Origin of the sequence: Allostreptomyces psammosilenae, assembly GCF_013407765.1 — a bacterium.
Lineage (GTDB): Bacteria > Actinomycetota > Actinomycetes > Streptomycetales > Streptomycetaceae > Allostreptomyces > Allostreptomyces psammosilenae.
The window spans coordinates 1,343,466-1,356,628 of record NZ_JACBZD010000001.1 but is presented as its reverse complement, the minus strand read 5'-3'; the positions used below and the strand labels follow the sequence as shown (position 1 = coordinate 1,356,628).

9 protein-coding genes are annotated in these 13,163 nt (G+C 78.1%); 3 read left to right on the top strand and 6 right to left on the bottom strand.

Features of this window, described 5'->3' with window-relative positions:
• Positions 1–732 precede the first annotated feature (732 nt).
• The 5 genes from FHU37_RS05325 to FHU37_RS05305 are packed head-to-tail and all read right to left on the bottom strand — an operon-like array spanning position 733 to position 7,403.
• Positions 733–2,055 carry a glycosyltransferase gene (locus FHU37_RS05325; protein ID WP_179813061.1) on the bottom strand — a complete coding sequence of 441 codons (1,323 nt, stop codon included), beginning with the start codon at positions 2,053–2,055 and terminating at the stop codon, positions 733–735.
• The gene (locus tag FHU37_RS05320) at positions 2,052–3,017 is read right to left on the bottom strand and encodes a glycosyltransferase (RefSeq protein WP_179813060.1); all 966 of its coding nucleotides are present in this window, start codon (positions 3,015–3,017) and stop codon (positions 2,052–2,054) included. The genes FHU37_RS05325 and FHU37_RS05320 overlap by 4 nt, the downstream gene beginning before the upstream one ends.
• Positions 3,014–4,135 carry a glycosyltransferase family 9 protein gene (locus tag FHU37_RS05315; protein ID WP_312892431.1) on the bottom strand — a complete coding sequence of 374 codons (1,122 nt, stop codon included), beginning with the start codon at positions 4,133–4,135 and terminating at the stop codon, positions 3,014–3,016. Before FHU37_RS05315 ends, FHU37_RS05320 begins: the two co-directional genes overlap by 4 nt.
• Positions 4,132–5,670 (bottom strand): HAD-IIIA family hydrolase, encoded by a 1,539-nt coding sequence (locus FHU37_RS27395; RefSeq protein WP_179813059.1) that lies wholly within the window; start codon positions 5,668–5,670, stop codon positions 4,132–4,134. Before FHU37_RS27395 ends, FHU37_RS05315 begins: the two co-directional genes overlap by 4 nt.
• The gene (locus tag FHU37_RS05305; RefSeq protein ID WP_179813058.1) at positions 5,667–7,403 is read right to left on the bottom strand and encodes a carbamoyltransferase family protein; all 1,737 of its coding nucleotides are present in this window, start codon (positions 7,401–7,403) and stop codon (positions 5,667–5,669) included. The genes FHU37_RS27395 and FHU37_RS05305 overlap by 4 nt, the downstream gene beginning before the upstream one ends.
• A 394-nt stretch (positions 7,404–7,797) precedes the next feature.
• On the opposite strand from FHU37_RS05305, the gene FHU37_RS05300 reads away from it, so the two are divergent.
• The 3 genes from FHU37_RS05300 (at position 7,798) to FHU37_RS05290 (ending at position 11,850) form a co-directional block, all read left to right on the top strand.
• Complete coding sequence (locus tag FHU37_RS05300; protein WP_312892429.1) at positions 7,798–9,402, top strand: glycosyltransferase; 1,605 nt, start codon at positions 7,798–7,800, stop codon at positions 9,400–9,402.
• A gap of 151 nt (positions 9,403–9,553) precedes the next feature.
• Complete coding sequence (locus FHU37_RS05295; RefSeq protein ID WP_179813057.1) at positions 9,554–10,732, top strand: glycosyltransferase; 1,179 nt, start codon at positions 9,554–9,556, stop codon at positions 10,730–10,732.
• Positions 10,733–10,866: 134 nt separating this feature from the next.
• On the top strand, positions 10,867–11,850 hold the full coding sequence (locus tag FHU37_RS05290; RefSeq protein ID WP_312892428.1) for a UDP-glucuronic acid decarboxylase family protein: 984 nt from the start codon (positions 10,867–10,869) through the stop codon (positions 11,848–11,850).
• A gap of 107 nt (positions 11,851–11,957) precedes the next feature.
• Here the strand turns inward: FHU37_RS05290 and FHU37_RS05285 are convergent, their stop codons facing one another.
• Positions 11,958–13,004, bottom strand: coding sequence for a SigB/SigF/SigG family RNA polymerase sigma factor (locus tag FHU37_RS05285; RefSeq protein WP_312892427.1), 1,047 nt, complete (start codon positions 13,002–13,004; stop codon positions 11,958–11,960).
• Positions 13,005–13,163 lie beyond the last annotated feature (159 nt).

Below are 13,163 nucleotides of genomic sequence, written 5' to 3'. Positions count from 1 at the left end.
CGGCGCAGGGCCGTCCGGGGGCCGGCGGCGACCGGCGGGGCGGCGGACGCGGTCGGTGGCGGGGAGGCGTGCAGCCGCCGCAGGTGGCCATGGTGGCCGTGCCGTCCGGGTTCCTCCTGCTGTTCGTGCCGCCCCTGCTGCCCGTGCCGCCCGTCCGAGGCCCACGGTCCGGCCGACGCCGGGTCGGGCGGCTCGGGGGCGGGGGCGGGGGCGGGTGCCCGGTCGGCGGGCCCGGGAGTGGCTCCCCCGCCGGGCGGCGGTCCGGTGGGTATGCCGGCGGCCGCCCCGGGCCCCCACCCGGCCGCTCCGCGCGGCGCGGCGTGCCCCGACGGCTCGGCGTGCCCGCGCGCGTCGTCGGGGCGTGGCGCGTCGGGTCGCCCCGGCACGTCCGGGTGCCCGGGCGTCCGGCTGCCCGGGGTGTCGTCCGCCGCCCCGGCCCCGGCGTCCGTCCCGGCCACCGCGTCCGCCGCGGCGGACGCGGGCCGGACGCCCGGGTCGGTGAACGGGATGGTCGTCGGGCCGTCGGGGGCGGGCGTCCGGTGGACGGTGGGACGGGTGCTGGCGTGGGGATCATGCGCGGTCACGACGCCTCCATGCGGCTGCGAGTGGATCGGGCACCGCCGGCGCGGGGAGGCGTGTGCTCCACCGGTCGGCCGGGTGTCCGGCGGGTCGGGGTGGCGGCCCGGCGGGCGGCCCGCGCCCACCGGGCGCCGGGCCGCGGACCGGGCGGGGTCATGTCGCCTCCATCCGGCTGCGCGAGACGCGCGGGGTGCGCGCGGCGCCGACGACCTGCTGGTAGACCGCGAGGGTCTGCCCCGCGACGTGGTCCCAGCCGTACCGGGCGCGCACCCGGCGCTCACCGGCCCGGCCGTAGCGGCGCGCCAGCTCCGGGTCCTCGGCCAGCCGGGCCATCGCCTGCCCGAGCGCCTCCGGGTCGCCGGGCGGGACGAGGATGCCGGTCACGCCGTCCACCACGGTGTCGATCAGCCCGCCGACGGCCGAGGCGACGACCGGCCGGCGGCAGGCCATGGCCTCCAGCGGGACGATGCCGAACGGCTCGTACACCGGGCTGCACACCACCGCGTCGCAGGCCCGGATGAGCTCCGGCATGCGCTCGCGCGGCACGCTGCCGAGCAGCCGGACGCGCTCGCGCACGCCGGCCCGCTCGGCGACCTCGATCAGCCGGCGCGCCTCGGGGTCGTCGGCGAGCCCGGCCGCGGGCGGTCCTCCGGCGATCAGCAGCTCGGCGCTCGGGACGCCGCGCAGCGCCCGGATCGCCGTGTCGAAGCCCTTGCGGGGGACCAGCCGGCCGACCGCGAGCGCCCGCCAACGCCCGGTGCCGGCGTCCTCGGCGGTGGTTGGGGCGCGGTCGGGATCCGCCCCCGCCGCGGATCCCGGCCGCGCCGGCGGCCAGGCCGGCGCCCCGTGCCCGTCGGCGTCGCGCTCGTCCGGCCCGGGGCGGAACCGCTCCAGGTCCACCCCGCAGGGCACCACCGAGACGGCCTCCCGGCGCAGCCCCATCCGCATCAGCTCGAACACCTCGTCGCCGCAGGTGGCGATGGTGCGGGCGCAGCGGGCGCCGATCGCCCGCTCCCAGGCGATCCGTCCGGGCGGGCTGGTGTCGGCCTCCCCCTGGTGCCGGCGCTTGACCGTGCCGAGGGCGTGGAAGGTCTGCACGACCGGGATGCCGGCGCCCATGGTGCCGATGAGCGCCGCGATGCCGGACATCCAGAAGTGGGCGTGCACCAGGTCGACCGGGGCCTCGGCCCAGCGCTCGGCCAGCCGCCGCCCGAACTCCGGCATGTACGGCAGCAGGTCGTCCTTGGGCAGCGGGCGGTTCGGGCCGGCGACGACGTACTCCACGGTGACGCCGGGGCCCATGCGCACCCGTCGCGGGGAGGTGGGGTGGTGGCGCCGGGTGTACACGGTGATCTCGTGGCCGCGGGCCGCGAGCGCGGTGGAGAGGGAGGCGACGTGCACGTTCTGGCCCCCGGCGTCGGCCCCGCCGAGCGCGGCCAGCGGATCGGCGTGTTCGGACACCATGGCGATTCTCATGCGCTGACCTCCAGGAGCAGTCCGTCCCAGTCGTCCAGGAAGCGTTTGAGCCCGTAGCGGGCGAGCGCGGCCTCGCGCGCGGCGAGCCCGGCGTCGCGGGCGAGCGCCGGGTCGTCGAGGTACCGGCGGGCGGCGGCGTAGAGCTCGGCCGGGCCGGCGGCCAGGGTGCCGGCGCCGGGGGGCACCGCCCGCGGGGCCTCGGTGGCGGCGAGCACGGCGACCGGCATCGCCAGGTGCATCGCCTCCAGCAGGGACAGCCCCAGGGAGGTCCAGCGCGGGGTGTGCACGTAGACGCCGCGCCGGGGCAGTTCCCGGTGCAGGCGGTGCTGCGGGGGGTCCTCGTGGCCGGTGAGTCGTTCCTCGGGCACGCCGAGCGCCGGGCCGATGCCGGCCACCCGCATGCCGAAGACGTCGGTGGGGGCGGTGGCGGCGAGGCCGGGGAGCAGGTCGGTGCCGGTGGCGCGGCCCCGGCGCAGCGGGTCGTTGACCGCGACGGCGGCGCGCGGCAGTTCGCCGGTCCAGCGCGGGCCGGGGTCGACGATGCCGTGTTCGATGACGTGGGTGCGGGTGCTGCCGCAGTCCCACATCAGGGCGTTGAAGTGGGTGACGTGCACGACGGTGAGGTCGGGCCGGTCCGCCGCCGGGTGCCGGGTGTGCGGGACGCCGCCCTCGGGCGTGTTGTGCTCCAGGTAGACGGCGGGCACGTCCCGGCCGCAGCGCAGCCCGGTCCAGCGGCGCAGCAGCTCCTCCTCGTGCGGGCGCTGGAGGACCACCAGGTCGATCCGCTCCCCGCGCAGCGCGCCGGGGTCGACCTCGACGGCGCCGGGCGGCCACCGCCAGGTCCGGGCCCGGCCGAGGCCGTCGGGGCCGCGGTCCTCGGTGGTGGGCAGCAGGTAGGTGTGCGGGCCCTGGACGAAGGAGGTGGTCCAGGAGCCGTGGACGTGCCAGATGAGTATCCTCACGCGGCGCTGCCTTCCTGGGCGGGGAGCTCCCGGGCGGGGAGCGGTGGCTGCGTGGTCGTCGGGGCGGTGGCGGTGGCGGTGGCGTCGCCGGGGCCGGCCAGCCGGGCGACGGCGCGCACCACGTCCTCGGCGGTGACCGTGGCCAGGCAGGGGTGGCCGGGGACGGGGCAGACCCGGGCCCGGGTGTCGGCGCAGGGCGCCCGCTGGTCGCCGAGCAGCACCACCGGCACCCCGTAGGGGGCCCAGCGCACGGCCGGCACCACCGGCGCGTACAGGCTCACCACGGGGGTGCCGACGGCCGCGGCCAGGTGCGCCGGGCCGGTGTTGGGGGCGACGACGGCCGCGGCGGAGGCGAGCACCGAGGCGAGTTCCGGCAGCGGCGTGCGGCCGCCGAGGTCGGTGCCGTACCGGCCGGCGACCCGGGCGGTGAGCGCGGTCTCCCCGGGGGCGCCGGTGACCACCACGCGGTGCCCGGCGGCGGTCAGCGCCCGCACCGCCTCGGCGCAGCGTTCGGCCGGCCAGCGGCGCGCGGGGGCGCTGGCGCCGGGGTGCACCACGACGTGGCCGTCCCCGCCGGTCAGGTGGGTGGTGTCGGGGAGCGGTCCGGCGACCCGGAGCCGGCCGTCGTCGCCGTCGGGGACGGGGAACCCGGCGGCCTCGGCGAGGGAGCGGGCGCGCTCGGGTTCCGGCAGGTCGTCGTCGACCCGGTGGCGGACGTCGAGCAGCGCGCCCGGGTAGTCGGCGCTGATGGCGCTGATCCGGGGCACGCCGGCGAGGCGCAGCAGCAGGGCGGTGGGCAGCGGCGACTGGTGGAAGGAGGTGAAGACCACGGCCTCGTCCACCGCCAGCGCGCGGATCCGGTCGACCAGGGCGGCGACGTCCGCCGGGTCGACGCCGGGTGGTTCGGCGGCGATCCAGGGGCAGTGCCAGGTGAGCACCGCGTCGACGCCGGGCAGCAGGCGGGCGGCGGCGGCGCCGTCGGGGCCGGCCAGCACGGTGAGCCGGTCGGCGCCGGCGGCCAGGGCGCGCAGCGCCGGTCCGGCGAGCAGCACGTCGCCGAGGGCGTCCAGGCGCACGGCGAGGACGTGCCGCCGGCGGGCGGGGGCGGGCCGGCTCACCGCAGGCCCTCCAGGATGCGGCGCACGGCCTCGGGCAGGTCGCGGGCGGTGCGCACGCCGAGGGTCTCCTCGGGGCGGGTGGCTTCGGTGGGCACCAGCAGGCCGCGGGCGCCGGCCGCGCGGGCGGCGGCGATGTCGGCGCCGATGTCGCCGACCACCACGCAGCGGTCGGCGGTCAGGCCGAGGTCGGCCGCCGCTCGGTGCACCAGCCCGGGGGCCGGCTTGCGGCAGTCGCAGCCGTCGGCGTCGCCGTGCGGGCAGACCGCCCAGGTGTCGAAGGGGCCGAGCAGTTCCTCCAGCCGGGCGTTGACGGCCGCCAGCTGCTCGGGGCTGATCAGTCCGCGGGCCACCCCCGACTGGTTGGAGACGACGCCGACGCGCAGCCCGGCGGCGCGCAGCGCGTCGAGCGCGGCGCGGGCGCCGGGGACGGGCTCGACCTTCTCCGGGTCGTTGTTGTAGGGGACGTCCCGCACCAGGGTGCCGTCGCGGTCGAGCAGCACGGCCGCCGGGCGGCCCGGCCAGGGGCCGACGTCGCGGTGGGTGAGGCGTCCGCGCAGCCGGTGCGCGACGGCGGCCGGGGGGATGAGCAGGCTGGTGAGGGCCATCTCGGCGACCTCGGCCCGGTCGCCGGGGCCCGGGCTGATCCGGGCGGCGGCGAACTCGGCGGTGCCGGCGAGCCATCCGGCGGCGGCCAGCACGGCGAGGCGACGGTGGCCGAGCACTCCGAGGCCGAGCGCGGCCACGGCCGCGGCGGTGACCGCCCGGTGGCGCCGGATCCGTCCGCGCGGGGCGTCCGCCCGCCGGTACCAGTCGGGGCCGTGCAGCCGCTCCATCAGGACGTCGTCGGCGTTGCCGGCCTGGGCGCGCAGCGAGGCGAACCGGCGGGGCGGGCGCACCGGGTGGCGGGTGTGGCGCCGGCCGCGCTCCAGGCGGAAGCCGGCGTCCGCCACCCGCAGGGCGAGGTCGGCGTCCTCGCGGAAGGCGCGGCGGAAGCGCTCGTCGAAGCCGCCGGTCTCGACCAGGGCGTCCCGGCGGTACGCCATGTCGGCGGTGATCCACCGCGAGGTGGCCAGCGAGGCGGTGCCGCGCTCCCAGTCGGTGGGGCGGCGGTCGCCGGGCAGCGGCACGGTGAGGCGCCCCTGCACCCCGCCCACGTCCGGCCCGGCGGCGGCCAGGTCCTCGGCCAGTTCGGCGGCCCAGTCGGGCCCGACCAGGACGTCGTCGTCGAGGAAGACGATCCACTCGGTGGGCGGGGCGGCGCGCCAGCCGGTGTTGCGGGCGGCGGCGGGGCCTCGGCCGCCGACGCAGGCCGGGACGGTGAGCCGTCCGGCGAGCGGCCCGGGGACGCTGGGGCGCAGCGGCACGGGGGTGTCCGGGCGGTCGTCCACCAGGACGACGGCGCGCGGGCGGGGGCCGCGGGTCTCGGCGAGGGAACGCAGGAAGGCGTCCAGGGAGGGACGGCCGAGGGTCGGGACGACGACGCTGTAGTCGGGGGTGCCGGCGCGCTCGCGGGCCGGCCGCGGTTCACGGCTCACCGGCGACGGCCCTTCCCGTCGTCGGTACCGGCGCGCGGGGCGGTGTCCGTGCCCCGGCCGGTGTCCGTGCCCCCGGTGTCCGGCGGGGGCGGGGAGCCGCCGCCGAGGTCGGCGCGGCGCAGCGTGAACGGGCCGATCGCCAGCAGGTCCACGGGGGCGGAGCCGAAGCACTCCAGGGCGTCCCGGGGGGAGTCGACCATCGGCCGGCCGGCCGTGTTGAGGCTGGTGTTGACGACCACCGGGAGGCCGGTGCGGCGGGCGAAGGCGGACAGCATCCGGGCCAGCAGCGGCTCGGCCGCCGGGTCGACGGTCTGGATGCGGGCGGTGCCGTCGACGTGCACCACGGCCGGGATGCGCTCCCGCCAGTGCTCGGCGACCCGGTGCACGAACAGCATGTACGGGCTGGGCAGCGGCCCGTCGAAGATCTCCGCGGCGCGGTCGGCGAGCACCATCGGCGCCACCGGCCGGAACTGCTCGCGCCCCTTGACGTCGTTCAGCCGCTCCAGGTTGGCCGGGTGCCCCGGGTGGGCGAGCAGCGAGCGGTGCCCGAGGGCCCGCGGCCCGTACTCGCTGCGCCCCTGGTACCAGGCGACGACGCCGTTGCCGGCGAGGGTCTCGGCGACCGTCTCGGCGAGGTCGCGTGGCCGCTGGTAGGGCAGCCGGGCGGTGATCAGGGCCTGCTCGATCTCCTCGTCGGACCAGCCGCGGCCCAGGTCGGCGCCGCGCATCGGCCGGATGGTCTCCCCGGCGGCGGCGGCCAGGTGCAGGGCGGCGCCCAGCGCCGTGCCGGCGTCCCCGGCGGCCGGCTGCACCCACACCGTGTCGAACGGGCCCTCGGCGGCGATCCGGCTGTTGGCCACGCAGTTCAGCGCGACGCCGCCGGCCATCGCCAGGGTCCGCGCCCCGCTGGCCCGGTGCAGCCAGCGCGCGAGGGCGAGCAGCGTCTCCTCCACGACCAGCTGCACGCTGGCGGCCAGGTCCGCGTGGTCCTCGGTCCACTCCTCGCCGGGGCGGCGGCGCTTGGCGAGCGCGGCCCAGTCCACCGGCCAGGTGGTGAAGCCGCCGGCCCCGTCCGCGCGCACCCGCTGCCGCAGGTGGTCGGCGAACCGGGGTCGGCCGTGCGAGGCCAGGGCCATCACCTTGAACTCGTCGCTGGAGCGGAGGAAGCCCAGGTGGTCGGTGACGCCCTCGTAGAGCAGGCCGAGCGAGTGCGGCAGCGCCTGCGCGGCCAGCACGTCGAGGCGGCCCTGCCGGTAGTGGCCGGCGAGGTGCGAGTGGGCCTCGCCGCGGCCGTCGCAGACCAGCACCGCGCCCTCCGGATCCGGGGAGGCCAGCGCCGCCGAGGCGGCGTGCGCGCTGTGGTGCGGCACGTGCCGGAAGGCCGCCGGGTCGAGGCCGGGCAGCACGTCGGCGGTGAAGGACGGCGCCTGCCGGGCGTAGGTGGTGCGCAGGTGGTCCCAGGGGTCGTCCAGCCCCATGTCGGCGGCCGGCCGGGTGAGTTCCGGGTCGTAGGAGTAGCCCACCGCGTCCAGGTCCTCGGGGCGCAGCCCGGCCTCCTGGAGGCACCAGCGGGCGGAGAGTTCGGGCAGTTCCCAGGCCGAGAACGGCACCGGACGCTTGCCGTGCTTGCGCCGCGTGAACCGTTCCTCCTCCGCCGCGGCCACCACCTCGCCGTCCACGACCAGGGCCGCGGCGGGATCGTGGAAGATCGCGTTCAGACCCAGGATGCGCATGCGCCCTCCTCCGGACGGTCTCCCGGGACGCCGCCCGGGGCCTTGTGACGGACGTCCACCGACGGCGGCGCTGGCGCCTGCTCCCCTCGGGTCGGCGGACACCAGCGGCTGATAGCACCCACTCGACGACCCAAACATCAGTGACTGAGCGCGCGCTGTAACCAAGAGACAGGCGACATGCGCCGCCCACGCGGCACCCGGCGCACCGCGCGGGGCCCGGAGCGCGAGCGAGCCGGAGGGCGAGCAAGCGGAGGGAGATGCGCCCCTCCTCGCCGAAGGCGGGCGAGGAGGGCGGAAGACGCCGGCTCCAGGCCCGTAGGCGAACGAACGGATTAGGCGGCGCCCAGTGGGGTAGCGGCGCGGGACAGCCGGGGAACGGGAGGTGGAGGTCATCGTGAACCGACGAATCGTGGGCCGCCGCGGCGGGACCGGCGCCGAGGGGCAGGGCACCGCCCAGCGGCCCGCCGAGCCCCGGGATCCGCGGGACGCCGTGGCCGGGGGGCACGGGGAGCATCCGGAGCTGGAGATGCGGGGGGAGCGCTTCCGGGGGCCGGCCTCGCTGGAGCACCACGGACGGGAGTACGACGAGCGGGTGGTCGAGCACCTGCGGCAGCAGGACGCGGAGCACGACCCCCGGGTGGGCGTGTCCGCGCCGCTGCTGGACGACGGCCACCGCATCCGCGACCTGATCCAGGACCTGCGCCGCCAGGGCCGGGTGGGTCCGCCGCAGCTGCACGAGGTGGCCGAGGCGATCCGCCGGCACTGCGCGGCCAAGGAGGAGGCGGTGCACCCGGCGCTGCTGCGGCGCGACCCGGCGCTGGACGACGTGGTGACCCACGACCGGGACGACGGCGCGGCCGTGGTGCGGGACCTGGAGTGGGCCGCCGGCGGGCACCTGGCGGCCGAGTCGCACATCCTGACCGCGCAGGGCGCGCTGGCCGCCGCCGACATGTACCTGACGCACGAGCGGCGGGATCTCGTCCCGCACGTCAACCGGACGCTGTCCGGGGCCGAGTCGGCGCGGCTGGCGAAGCGGTTCCAGAAGGTGATCGGGTTAGAGCCACCGGCCACCGGCGACCGGGCGGAGGCGGAGGCCGCGCGGGGGTCGCGGCCGGCGGCGGAGAGCCTGCGCGAGCTGCTGACCGTGGTGGTGGTGACCCACAACCGCCGCGAGCGGCTGATGCGCACCCTGGACCGGCTGGTGGCGCTGCCGGGCTCGCCGCCGGTGATCGTGGTGGACAACGCCTCCACCGACGGGACGGCGGAGGCGGTGCGCGCCCGCCACCCGGGCGTTCAGGTGCTGCGCAACCGGCGCAACGAGGGCGCGGCCGGGCGCAACCGGGGGGTGCTGGCGGCCCGCACGCCGTTCGTGGCGTTCAGCGACGACGACTCCTGGTGGGAGCCGGGAGCGTTGCAGGAGGCGGTGCGGGTGCTGCGGGAGCATCCCCGGCTGGGCCTGCTGGCGGCGCGGACGCTGGTCGGTGACGCGCGGCTGCCGGACCCGGTGAACGCGGCGATGGCGGCCAGCCCGCTGCCCCGGCCGCCGGACGCGCCGGGGCCCGCCGTGCTCGGTTTCCTGGCCTGCGCCGCGGTGGTCCGGCGGCAGGCGTACGCGCAGGCGCGCGGCTTCTCGCCGCTGCTGTTCATCGGCGGCGAGGAGGAGCTGCTGGCGATGGACCTGGCGGCGGCCGGCTGGCAGCTGGCCTACGTCGACTCGGTGGTGGCCCGGCACCTCCCGGAGCCGGGCGACGTCCGCCCCGGCCGGGTGGCCATGCAGCACCGCAACGCGGTGCTGGCCGCGTGGATGCGCCGGCCGGTGGGCGCGGCGGCGCGGCGCACCGCCGTGGAGCTGCGGCGGGCCCGCGCCGAGCGGGAGGCACTGCGCTGCGTGGCGGGCACGCTGCGGCGGATGCCGGCCGCGCTGGCCCGCCGGCGCCGGCTGCCGCCGCGGGTGGAGCGTTCGCTGCGCGCGCTGGAGGAGACCGGGCCGATGACCTGACCGCCGGTCTGGGCGCCCACCGCCGCCGCGGACGCCCACGTGTGGGGGAGCCGGCCGCGGGAGAGCCGGCCGCGGGCGGATCGCCCCGCGGCCGAGTAGAGTCCGCCTTGCCGGGTTTCACCCGGTACGTGCTGCGGAAGGGTTCTCTCCCATGAGAGTGGCCATCGTGGCGGGGCAGAGCAGCCCCTACGGCAAGACGGACGGCCGCGACCCGGGCGGCCCGCACGTGCGGATCGCCGGACTGGCGGGCGCGTTGGCGAGCGACGGCCACGAGGTGACCGTGTACGCCAGACGCGCCGACCCCGGCCTGCCCGCGCGGGCCGAGGTCGACGGGTACGTGGTGGAGCACTACGACGCCGGACCGCCGGCACCGCTCGGCGAGGCCGAGGTCGCCGAGCACCTCGGCGGGATGGGGCGCCGGCTCGCGGAGTGCTGGCGGCACCGCCGTCCGGAGGTGGTGCACGCCTGCACCTGGGACGCCGGCGTGGCCGCGCTCGCCGCGCTGGCCTCGGCCGGCCTGACGGCGCCGGTGGTGTACGACCATCCGCGGCTGGGGACGGCCGCGGCGCCCGCGTACGGGCCGGAGGAGAGCAACGGCCGCGGCCGGCTGGAACGGGCGCTGGTGCGCACGGCGCAGGCGGTGATCACCTCCTCCGACTCCCAGGCCGACCAGCTGGCCCGCCTCGGCGTGCCGCGCGGGCGGATCGCCTGCGTGCCGCAGGGGGTGGACATCGACCTGTTCGCCCCGGCGCCCGGGCGGCGCCGGCCGCCCGCCGGGCGGCCGCGGGTGCTCTGCCTGGACGGCAGGCCGGACCCGGTGCGGGGAGCCGAGACCGTCCTGCGGGCGGTGGCCCGGGTGGCCGACGTGGAGTTGCTGCTGGCCGACGGGGCGGAACCGGGCACCGAGCGGCTGGTGGAGCGGGTGGAGGCGGAGGTGCCGGGGGTGGCGGCGCGGCTCAGCCTGTTCGGGCCGGTGCCGCGCGCCCAGGTGCCGGAGCTGATCCGTTCCTGCGAGGCGGTGGTCTCGGTGCCGTGGGCGGACGAGACCGGCACGGTGCCGCTGGAGGCGATGGCCTGCGGGGTGCCGGTGGTCGCCTCCGCCGTCGGCGCGGCGGCGGAGCTGGTGGTGGACGGCACGACCGGGGAACTGGTGCCGCCCGGCCGCCCGGACCTGCTGGCCCGGCGGCTGCGCGGGCTGCTGGACGACCCGGCGCGGGCCGAGGCGTACGGCATCGCCGGCCGGGACCGGGTGGCCTCCCGTCACCTGTGGAAGCGGGTCGCCGGGGACGCCTGCGCGCTCTACCGGAGCCTGCTGGACCGGGCGCCCTGAGGCCGCCCCGCGCGGGGGCGCGGGGAGCACTCGTTCACCGGCCGTTTCGGCCGGTGAACGGGTGGTACCCGTCCGGGCGCCGCGTGGCCCGATCGGATCCGGGCCACGGCACCCGAGCGATACGGAGGTCCCCTGTGGAGGTACAGCGCCATGCCGGGCGTGCGCGCCGCACGCCGCGCCGAGCCCTGGTCACCGGTGGCGCCGGCTTCGTCGGCTCCCACCTGTGCGAGTACCTGCTGGCGGAGGGCGTCGAGGTGGTCTGCGTCGACGACCTGTCCACCGGCGCCGTCGAGAACACCGCCGCGATGGCGGCCGATCCGCGGTTCACCCTGGTGCGCGCGGACGTGAGCGAGGGCCTGCCGGTCACCGGACCGTTCGACCTGGTGGCCCACCTGGCCTCGCCCGCCTCCCCGCTGGACTACCTGCGCCTGCCGGTGGAGACCCTGCGGGTGGGCAGCGCGGGCACCCTGCACGCCCTGGAGCTTGCCCGCGCCCACGGCGCCCGCTTCCTGCTGGCCTCCACGTCCGAGGTCTACGGCGACCCGCAGGTCCATCCGCAGCCGGAGGACTACTGGGGCCACGTCAACCCGGTGGGGCCGCGCAGCGTCTACGACGAGGCCAAGCGGTTCGCCGAGGCGGCGACCACCGCCTACCGCACCCGCCACGGGGTGGACACCGGGATCGTCCGCATCTTCAACACCTACGGCCCGCGGATGCGCGCGCACGACGGCCGGGTCATCCCCACCTTCGTCTCGCAGGCGCTGGTCGGCGAGCCGCTCACGGTGGCCGGGGACGGCTCGCAGACCCGGTCGTTCTGCCACGTGGACGACACGGTGGCCGGGCTGTGGGCGATGGCCCGCTGCGCCCACCCGGGCCCGATCAACATCGGGGGGGCGAACGAGATGACGGTCGCCGAACTCGCCGACCGGGTCATCCGGCTGACCGGCAGTCGGTCGCGGATCCGGCACGTGCCGCTGCCGCAGGACGACCCGCGGGTGCGCCGTCCGGACACCACGCTGGCCCGGGAGGTGCTGGGCTGGCGGCCGTCGGTGGAGGTCGACGCCGGTCTGGCCACCGTGGTCGAGTGGTTCGCGCGGCGCGCCCAGGCGGTGGCCTAGGGCCGCGGCGGCCGGCCGACCGGGAGGACGGGGCGGGCGCGCGGGGACGCCGCCGCCCCGCCCGCTCCCGCCCGGCGGGACGGGCGGGGGTGCGACCGGGGCGCGGCTCAGCCGCTCCGGGGCGCCGGGCGCTGTTCCTCCATCTGCTCGCGCAGCGAGCGCAGCGTGGCCGACAGCAGCCGCGAGACGTGCATCTGGGAAAGGCCGAGGCGCTCGCCGATCTGCGACTGCGACATGTTGCCGTAGAAGCGCATCAGGATGATGCTGCGCTCGCGCGGCGGGAGGGCGTTGAGCAGTGGGCCGACCGACTCCCGGAACTCCACCAGGTCCAGGGCCTCGTCCGGGGCGCCGAGCCGGTCGAGCAGGCTGCTGCCGGCGCCGTCCGCGCCGTCGGCCCGGTCGCGCAGTGCGTCCAGGGAGGACGCCGAGTGCAGGCGGGCCGCCTCCAGTGCGGCGACCACCTCGTGCACCTCCACCGACAGGTGCCCGGCCAGCTCCCGGTGGGTGGGGGCGCGGCCGAGGTCCTGTTCCAGTTCGTCGGCGGCCCGGGCCGCGTCCAGGCTGAGTTCCTTCAGCGGTCGCGGCACCCGCACGCTCCAGGAGGTGTCCCGGAAGAAACGTTTGATCTCGCCGGCGATCGTCGGGATCGCGTAGCTGACGAACTCCACGCCCCGGTCGGGGTCGTAGCCGTCCACCGCCTTGATCAGGCCGATGACGCCGACCTGCACGATGTCGTCGAGCGGTTCGGGCCGGTAGCGGTAGCGCACGGCGATGTACCGCACCAGCGGGAGGTTGAGCCGGATGAGGGTGTCGCGGACGTAGCGGTACTGCCCGCTCTCCCGCTCCACCTCGGACAGGCGGCGCAGCAGGGCGTCGCCGAGCGCCCGGGCCTCGTACTTGCCGAGGTCGCGGAAGTCGTCCTCCGACATGGGCATGTCCGGGAGGACTCCCACGTCGGCGTCGTCCGGCACGGTCGCCTCGTCCGGAGCGTCGTCCCCGGTGGTGCCCCCGGCCTCCGCGACCCGCCGCTCCGTGGCGGCCCCCCGCTCGGCGGTCGCCCGTCGCTCCTCGGCCACGGCACCGGCGCCCGCGGCGCGCCGGCGGCGCCGTGGGGTGCCGTCCGATCGCGTGTGGTCCTGGACTGTCTGCTGCACCGTCGGTCTCCTTCGAGTCTCCCGCGCCCCTGTCGTCGGACCGCGCGGCCGCAGCGCCGCGCCACCCGGCTCCGCGCGCGTGTCGCGGATGTCGGGGAGCGCCGTACGGCCGGGAGTGCCGGCTCGACGGCCGGAGGGGCCGCGTGCCGGTGGGCCGGC